The 8628-nt window shown below is 37.7% G+C and carries 11 protein-coding genes; all 11 read left to right on the top strand.

Translation table 11 applies throughout. The features are described 5' to 3' along the window. The first annotated feature begins 84 nt into the window (after positions 1-84). Complete coding sequence (gene dnaN / locus MSI_RS12385; protein WP_009107596.1) at positions 85-1209, top strand: DNA polymerase III subunit beta; 1125 nt, start codon at positions 85-87, stop codon at positions 1207-1209. Beyond that, a complete protein-coding gene (locus MSI_RS12380; RefSeq protein ID WP_009107594.1) occupies positions 1209-2309 on the top strand; it encodes a DNA replication/repair protein RecF in 1101 nt (366 codons plus the stop codon). The genes dnaN and MSI_RS12380 overlap by 1 nt, the downstream gene beginning before the upstream one ends. Continuing rightward, on the top strand, positions 2302-2856 hold the full coding sequence (locus MSI_RS12375) for a DciA family protein (RefSeq protein ID WP_009107592.1): 555 nt from the start codon (positions 2302-2304) through the stop codon (positions 2854-2856). Before MSI_RS12380 ends, MSI_RS12375 begins: the two co-directional genes overlap by 8 nt. Before the next feature lie 80 nt (positions 2857-2936). Next, positions 2937-3092 carry a 50S ribosomal protein L34 gene (gene rpmH / locus MSI_RS12370; protein WP_009107591.1) on the top strand — a complete coding sequence of 52 codons (156 nt, stop codon included), beginning with the start codon at positions 2937-2939 and terminating at the stop codon, positions 3090-3092. Positions 3093-3101: 9 nt separating this feature from the next. Next, positions 3102-3473 carry a ribonuclease P protein component gene (rnpA, locus tag MSI_RS12365; RefSeq protein ID WP_050983944.1) on the top strand — a complete coding sequence of 124 codons (372 nt, stop codon included), beginning with the start codon at positions 3102-3104 and terminating at the stop codon, positions 3471-3473. A 2-nt stretch (positions 3474-3475) separates the two neighbouring features. Then, positions 3476-3697, top strand: coding sequence for a membrane protein insertion efficiency factor YidD (gene yidD / locus MSI_RS12360; RefSeq protein WP_081481396.1), 222 nt, complete (start codon positions 3476-3478; stop codon positions 3695-3697). 10 nt (positions 3698-3707) lie between these two features. Continuing rightward, a complete protein-coding gene (gene yidC / locus MSI_RS12355; protein ID WP_009107590.1) occupies positions 3708-5474 on the top strand; it encodes a membrane protein insertase YidC in 1767 nt (588 codons plus the stop codon). Positions 5475-5513: 39 nt separating this feature from the next. After that, entirely contained in the window at positions 5514-6215 is a 702-nt protein-coding gene (gene jag, locus MSI_RS12350; RefSeq protein WP_009107589.1) for an RNA-binding cell elongation regulator Jag/EloR, read from the top strand. Between the two features lie 69 nt (positions 6216-6284). Beyond that, positions 6285-7058, top strand: coding sequence for a DUF6675 family protein (locus MSI_RS12345; protein ID WP_009107587.1), 774 nt, complete (start codon positions 6285-6287; stop codon positions 7056-7058). 38 nt (positions 7059-7096) lie between these two features. Next, positions 7097-8164 carry a peptidylprolyl isomerase gene (locus MSI_RS15160; protein WP_009107585.1) on the top strand — a complete coding sequence of 356 codons (1068 nt, stop codon included), beginning with the start codon at positions 7097-7099 and terminating at the stop codon, positions 8162-8164. A gap of 203 nt (positions 8165-8367) precedes the next feature. Beyond that, positions 8368-8628: hypothetical protein (locus MSI_RS12335; RefSeq protein WP_039924911.1), on the top strand; the 261-nt coding region annotated here is incomplete at its 3' end.

Here is an 8628-nt window from a genome sequence, read left to right as displayed (position 1 = left end):
ATTACTATTACTAAATTTATAAATTTTAATAATTATTAAGCTTCATAAAATTGTAAAAAAGTAAAAGGAGTAAAAACAACATATATGAAATTTACATTCGACCGCGACGCAATGATTAAGGAAATTGCAATTGCTCAGGAAGTTATTACAAATAAAAGTCCTGTTTCAATTCTTTCAAATATTCTGTTAATTGCAGAAAATAATTCTTTAGTAATTAAAGCTACTGATTCAACAATGAAATTTACTACTACTGTTCCAGTAGAAATTCAGCAGGAAGGAAGAACTACAATTTACTGTGATAAGTTTATGCAGATTCTTTCTCAATCTCCTGCAGGTGAAATTGAATTTGATCAGGAAGACATTAAAGTAACAATTAAACCTGTTGCTAAAAAAGTAAAGTTTGAACTTAAGAGTCAGACAAGTGATAAATTCCCAGAAATTGGAACTTCTGAAAATCTTCCATTCTTTGAAATTTCATCAAAAGATTTTAAGGAAATGATTCAGCATACAATTTTTGCAGTTTCTGATGATAAGAACCGCTACTTCATGACTGGTTCTTACTTTTTGAAAAACGGCGAAAATCTTACTATGGTAGCAACTGACGGTCGTCGTCTTTCTTGTGTAAATAAACCTGCATACGAAATTGGTGATTTTACTCCTGCAATCATCCCTGTAAAAATTCTTTCTTGTATTCTTAAAAATGCTCCGGAAGAAGGAAACATTCAGGTTGCTGTAGTTGATAAATCAATTTTTGTAAAATTTGCAAATCATGAATTTTCTTCTGTTCTGATTGACGGTCAGTTCCCTAACTATCAGAAAGTAATTCCGGAAGGACTTACTCAGTCAATTATGGTAAACAAGGCTGATCTGGATGCAGCTCTTAAACGTACAACTATCATGGTTGATAAAAAAGTAAGCCGTATTATCTTTAAGATTTCTTCTGGTGTTCTTAAGCTTATTTCTCCAGAATCTGATACTGGTGCAGCTGATGAGGAAATCCCATGCCGTTACGACGGTCAGGATATTTCTATGGCCTTGAACTACACTTATGTAACAGATCCTCTTAAAGTAATTGAATCTGAAAACGTTGTATTTGATTTTAATGTGAATGAAGAAGCTGGCGGCGAAGCAAGCATTACAAAAGCTGTAATTATGAGAAGCGAGCCTGCCGGTGATTACATCCATGTCATAATGCCGATGAATTATTAATGCCTTTTTTATACCAAACGTTTTACAATTTCCGTAATTTAAAAAACGACACTATAGACCTTTCTAACCGGGAGGTCTATTTTGTTGGAGAAAACGGACAGGGTAAAAGTAACATTCTGGAATCTCTTTATTATGCGGCTTATGGAATAAGTTTTCGCACTCATGTTGACGGTCAGATTGTAAAAAATGGCGAAAAAAATTTCAGTGTTAATTCCTTATATAACAAAGAAAACAGTGACACTCAAAAAGTTGCAGTAATTTTTGAAGACAACAAAAAGCGCATAGAAAAAAACGGAAAAAGAATCCACGACAGAAAGGAACTTATCAATACAATTCCCTGCATTCTCTTCTGTCATGATGATTTAAGATTTGCGACCGGCGAACCGGAATGCCGTCGCTTTTTTATAGATCAGTCGCTTACGATGTACGATTCAACCTACATCGACGACATGCGTAATTACAAAAAAATCCTTAAGAGCAGAAATCAGATTTTAAAAAATCACGAGTATGAAATGCTTGATGTTTACGATTCTCAGCTGGCTCAGCTTGGACTTGTTATTCAGGATAAACGTAAAAAAGCAGTTTTTCAGTTCAATCAGATTTTTGGAAAGCTTTACGAAGAAATTGCTGGTATTCAGGGGCTTACAATTTCTTATGATCCTTCCTGGAAAGAAATTCAGACTGAGGACGGAAAGCGCTTCCCTACCCCGCAGGATATTTTTACTCTGCTTGGAGAAAAACGCGAAAACGACAAATATCTGGAAACAACGATGAGCGGACCTCACCGGGACAGAATAAATTTTGTGCTTGATAAAAAGCTTTTTGTTCCAGTGGCTTCTACCGGCCAGTGTCGCTTAATTTCGCTGCTGCTCCGTGTTGCCCAGTCAGTTTATTTTACGCGGACAACGGGACTTAAGCCTGTTCTTTTGATGGACGATGTTCTTCTTGAGCTGGATCCAAACAAGCGTGCAAAACTTACGGCAATGCTTCCAGAATACGACCAGCTTTTCTGTACATTTTTGCCGGGCGAACCTTACGAACGCTACATGAAAGAAACAACTAAAATATATCACATTGAAAAGGGAGAATGGCATGAATAATTTTAATATTGTAAACGCTGCAGACATAATTTCTGCCGTTACTGACTTTTCAAAAAGAGATGATAATGATTTAGTTTGCGTCTGGAATAAAGTCCTTTCAAAAATAGGCTATAAAGAAGGAGTAACAGATTCCGAAAATAATTTTATCGGGAAAAGGCTGGCTTCAAATTCAAAAGTTGTAGATTTGAAAAACGGCGTTCTTCTGATTGAAACAAATCATTCTGGCTGGATTCAGTATTTGAGGATGTATCAGAATTTTATTTTGAAGGGATTAAAATGGGCATTGCCGGATTTAAAAATCTCTTCTCTTGCCTTCAGGGTGCGGGGAACGGAAGCAAGCCTGAGTGACGTTTACGAAAATCATCTGGAAAAGGCAAAAGTTCTTATGGACCAGAAGATTGAAAAAACGGAGAAGGAACTTGAAAATAAGTTTGCCAAAAATCCGGCGTCAGAAAAAAAAGATAAAAATTCGGTAAATTCCGGCAAACTTCCCGAAGATTTGTTCAAAATTTTGGAAAACATGAAAAATGACATGTTGACCAATTAAAAAAATAAATGATATATTTTATTACTATTTTTATATCATAATAGAAATCTTTTTTTTAAATTATATAAGGAGCATGTTCCATGAAAAGAACTTATCAACCAAGCAAAGTAAAGCGTAATAGAAAATTCGGTTTCCGCGCTCGTATGGCTACAAAAGGTGGACGTAAAGTTTTGGCTCGCCGCCGTGCTAAGGGTCGCGCAAAATTGTCTGTTGCAGACGAGCACAACAAGTACTAATTTTTAGGGATGGAAACAGATTTAATAGAAACAGGATTTTTTGGACGTTTCGAAAGAAAAGAGCGGATAAAAAATCCTGTGGATTTTAAAACACTGTTTAAAACTGGAAAAAAGATAAGTATTCCGGGAGCTAAATTATTTTTCTTAGAAAATAATCTTGGAATGAACAGAGTTGGTTTTCCTTTAATTCGTGGCTACGGTAACGCGGTTGAAAGGAACTTATCAAAAAGATACAGCCGAGAAGTCTATCGTTTATTTAAATCACATCTGAACACCGGTTTTGATATGTTATTTTTAATCTATCCCGGAAATGATTCGTTCCACTCGCGATGTGATCAAATTCGTCAATTGTGTCAAAAGGCAGGATTAATTCGGGAATAATTATGAAAAATTTACTGTCTAAATTTTTCTGTTCTCTTATTCGTGCTTATCAAATTTGTATTTCTCCTTTGCATCCGGCATGCTGCAGGTTCACTCCGACGTGTTCCGAATATGCTATGGAAGCAATTAAAAAATATGGACCAGGTAAGGGTCTTGTTCTTTCTATCAAGCGAATTTTAAGATGCAATCCGTATTGTAAAGGCGGTTACGACCCGGTTCCTTAGGTGAAAAAAAATGGATAAAAATACTATTTGGGCCATTGCCCTTTCTACTCTCGTAATTATTGGTGCTTTTGTTGTTCAGCCTATGCTTTTTCCTCAGAATCAGCAGATTGTAACTGAGCAGGCAGCAGAAACTGAAGCTACAGAGCCAACAGCATTGGAATCAGCAGATTCTTCAATGTTTGATGTAAATGTAATCAAAAGTGATGATGCTGAAGTTGCACAGCAGAACTACACTGTAAAAACTGACAAAATCGAAGTTATTTTTACAAATAAAGGCGGAGATATCATCAGTTATAAGCTTTTGGATCATAACGATGTTGATACAAAAGATTATGTTCAGCTGGCAGACAATATCAGTGACTTTAACAGAACATGTTCAATTGCTCTTGGCAGTTCGGACATGGCAATTCTTAATGAAAACTTCAACACAGAAGTTATTGACGAAAATACAATTCTTTTCAAAAAATCATTCAATTACGATGGACGAAAAATCACACTTGGAAAAAAATATACTTTCAAGCCTGGTGAATATCTTTTCCGCATGGATGTTTTGATTCACTGTGATGACAATCTTGGTTTGAACAGAAACGGCGTTGCTTATACACTCCGTACTTCTCCACAGATTGGACCTCACTATGATCCAAAAAAGAACCGCTACGAAAACCGTCAGCTGGTTGCTTATGACGGAAACAAATATAAACGCGTAATTCTTGGAACAAATCAGTTCAAAGCTTTTGATAAAATCAAGAATTTTGACTGGGCCGGAGTTGCCGGAAAATACTTTGTTGAACTTGTAATTCCAAACGATTCTTCAGAAATTAAAGACGTTTATTATTCTTCAAAAATTGAAACTGCAAATTATGCAAATGCACAGGCACTTGTTGAACGCACTGCTTTCAGCGGAAGCGATATGCAGGACACTTACTACATGTACTTTGGTCCTCGCAACGACAAGGATTTGAAGCGCTACAATGTTGCTGAAAATAACGCATGGAAGTTTGGTGGTCACAAAATTTCTGACTGTGTTCAGTCTAGCGGCTGGCTCAACTGGCTTGAAGCAATCCTTAAGTTTGTAATGGAACTTTTGTACAAGGTAATTCCTAACTGGGGTGTTACAATCATCGTTCTTACAATCATCCTTAAGATTCTGCTCTTCCCTCTTTCAAAGAATCAGTCTATGGGAACTTTGAAGATGCAGGCAATTCAGCCAAGAATGCAGGCTATTCAGGAAAAATACAAGAACGACCAGACTCGTATGCAGATGGAAGTTCAGAAGCTTTACAAGGAAGCTGGTTACAATCCTGTCAGCGGATGTCTTCCAATGCTCTTCCAGTTCCTGATTTTGTTCGCTATGTATAACCTCTTCAACAACTACTTTGAGTTCCGCGGAGCTATGTTTATTCCAAACTGGATTCCGGACTTGTCTGTTGGTGACAGCGTTAAAACTTTGAACTTTAATATTCCGGCTTTGGGAAATCAGATTCGTATTCTTCCTGTAATCTACGTAATTTCTCAGCTTTTGTTCGGAAAAATTACTCAGTCTTTCCAGCCAATGGGAGCTAACCAGAGTCAGGCTAGCATGAAGATGATGATGTACGGTATGCCCCTCTTCTTCTTCTTTATTTTCTACAATGCACCTGCAGGACTTATCCTTTACTGGACTGTAAGCAATATTTTCTCACTTTTCCAGCAGATTATTATCAATAAGATGATGGCTGAAAAGAGAGCTGAAATTGCAGCTAGTGTAAATAAAAAGATTGGGAAGTCTAAAAAATAAAAATTCGGTCGCTTCGCGACCATAAAAAACGAGGTATATATGACTTACGAGTACGAAGGAAAAACAGAAAAAGAAGCCATTGAGCTTGCTGCCAGCGAACTCAATCTTGAGAGAGATCAGTTTGATGTTGAAATTTTGGAAACACAGAAAAACAGCCTTTTCAAAAAAGGATATGTAAAAATCCGCGTTCACACTCTGGACGATGATGATGACGATAAAGGAACTTACAAAAAGGACTTCAGCGAAAATCACACAAGAATTGTAGCTGACCCGCTTCCACAGGGCGAATTCGAGCAGAAGCTTGTTGAGTTCATTTCTTCAATCGTTGAAAAAATGGGCTACGATATTAAAGTAAGCGTTTCTTACCGCGAAGACAAAAAAATCGGTGTTCGCCTTGAATCATCACATTCTTCAATTTTGATTGGCCGTAAGGGAAAGAACCTGGATGCTCTTCAGCTTTTGGCTAACATCTACGCTGGCCGCCTTGGTCACGAAGAAGTTCGCGTAATTTTGGATACAGAAAACTACCGCATCCGCCGCGAAGAAACTTTGGTTCGCCTTGCCTACACTACTGCAGACAAGGTTCGCTCATCACACAAATCAATTTTGCTTGAGCCTATGAATCCTTTTGAGCGCCGCCTCATCCACACAACTTTGAACGACATCCCAGATGTAGATACAAAGAGCGAAGGCGAAGGTGTTTACAAACAGGTAAGAGTTTTGTATAAAGGAATTCGTTAACCTTTCTATAAATTAATTTGTTGTAATTACGGAGGTGTTAAAGCCTCCGTTAATTTTTAAGGGGGATTTATGAAAAAACTAATTTCTTTTATCGCTGTGGCGGGAGTGGCTTGTTCACTTTTTGCGGAATTGAATCTTAAGAGTCTGGTTGATGCAAAGTATTATGACCAGCTGATTTCTAAGGGCGAAGTAACTGTTGTTCATGATGATGAAAAAGATGCTGGAACTGTGCTTTTTCCGAACGATGCTACAAAAGATATTTTTGTAAAAAATGCGATTAAAAAGGACCCAAAGGGATATTCTTATTTTCATGAGTGTCTTTTTTACAAAACTAAGGCTGATTTGAAAAAATCTGGAGATGTAAGTCTGGACGAGATTGGAAAAATTATCCGCTCGGTTTCTAAAATGCAGGGAATGACTTACGTTGATAAAAACGGTAAGGAAAAGGTTCTTTACGATAAGGCTTTTATGATTGCAAGTCCTGATAATACTGCTCCGATTGCTGATAAAAACACTGGTAATGCGGACGGTCAGGTTTCTTACAGTCTTCAGAATGATACAAAATTCGGTGTTTGCCGTTATAAAATCAATTATTATCAGACTGCTGATACTTTCTATACAATGCTGAATAATCTTGATGATTATAAATCAATAGGTGTTGTTGGAATTCCAGCTCAGAGATTGAACTTTACTGTAGTTGCTTTTGACTGCGGTGAGGGAGTTCTTGTTTACTTGAGCGCTGATGCTGACTGTAAAAAGGTGCCTACTATCAAAACTCAGGTTCCTGAATCAATGAGTCAGCGAATCGGGGCAATTTACAACTGGTTTATCAAGCAGTTTTAATTTTAAAGGCCGTGGGGCTCTTTTTGGGAGGAATTAATTTGAAATCAATTAAAAAAATAATTTTTGGATTAACATTTGGAAGTTTGATTGGCGGCGGGCTTTTTGCTGCTCCAAAGGCTTCTGGTAAGGGGAAATCAATGGACGTATTGAACGGAAAAGAAGGAATTTTTGCTGTAATCGACACTGACGGCGGCGAAATTGTATTGAACTTGTTTTACAAAGAAACACCTATGACTGTAACTAACTTTGTTGGTCTTGCAGAAGGAACTTTGGATGCCGCTAAGGGTAAACCTTTTTATGATGGCTTGAAATTCCACCGCGTAATCAGCAAGGCAAACGGCGATGGTCAGGACTTTATGATTCAGGGCGGTGACCCTAAAGGTAACGGAACTGGTGGTCCAGGCTACAAGTTCATTGATGAATTTGTTGATGGTTTGACTTTTGATAAGGGCGGAAAGCTCGCTATGGCTAACAGCGGTGCAAACACCAACGGAAGTCAGTTCTTTATCACTATCGTTCCTACAGAATGGCTCAACTACAAACACACAATTTTTGGTGAGGTTCTTGCCGGTCAGGATGTTGTTGATTCTCTTAAACAGGGTGCAACAATGAAGAGCGTAAAAATTATCCGCCAGGGTGACGAAGCTAAGAAATTCAGCGCTACTCAGGCTGATTTTGATAAACTCCAGAAAGAGGTTGCTAAGGCTAACGAAGAGCGCGAAGCTAAAAAATGGGCTGCAGTAATCGACGGCTGTACAAAACATTCAAGCGGCGTTTACTACAAAGTTCTTGAAGAAGGAAAAGGCTCAGTTTGCGGAAAGGGCAAGAACGTAAGCGTTGATTATAAAGGCTATCTTACAGACGGCCAGATTTTTGATGCATCACGCGGTTTTCACCCACAGGGACACGAACCACTCGACTTCAAAACAAACGGCGGTCAGATGATTCCAGGTTTTGACATGATGGTTCAGGAAATGAAAGTCGGCGAAACCCGCAAAATGGTAATTCCACCGGAACTGGCTTACGGTTCACGCGGTATTCCACAGGCCGGAATCCCAGGCGGCGCTTACATCTGCTTTGATGTAAAGTTGTTGTCTGCGAAATAATACGCAAGGTTGTAACGGAAACTCCAACTTCCAGATTTTCCGAACCTTGCTAACACATATTTTGCAAGGCAAAATATGTGCGTTGGATTTATTCTATGATTAAGGGGCTGTCCAGAGGGGCAGCCTTTTTTATGCATAAATCTTACACTACAAAAACCTTGATATATTAAAAATTGTAGTGTAAGATTTATACAGGTGTATTTATGAAATCAGCTTTGATTCAATCAGTTTTCAAGGATGAACTTGAAAGAACAATTCGATTAATTTCTCGTTACCAAAAGGAAATTGATTTGCTGCCAAAAGGTTCAATATTTCATCGGCAAATAGGAAATCAAATATATTTATATTTAAATTATAGAGAGGGTAACAAAGTTATTTCAAAATTTTTGGGCAAACCAGAAAGTTATAATGAAGAGGAATTAAAATCAAAATTAGAAAAACGAAAAGAATTATCACAACTTATT

This window comes from Treponema sp. JC4, assembly GCF_000260795.1.
In the GTDB taxonomy this organism is placed as follows: domain Bacteria; phylum Spirochaetota; class Spirochaetia; order Treponematales; family Treponemataceae; genus Treponema_D.
This window is presented reverse-complemented; position numbering and strand designations above follow the sequence as displayed.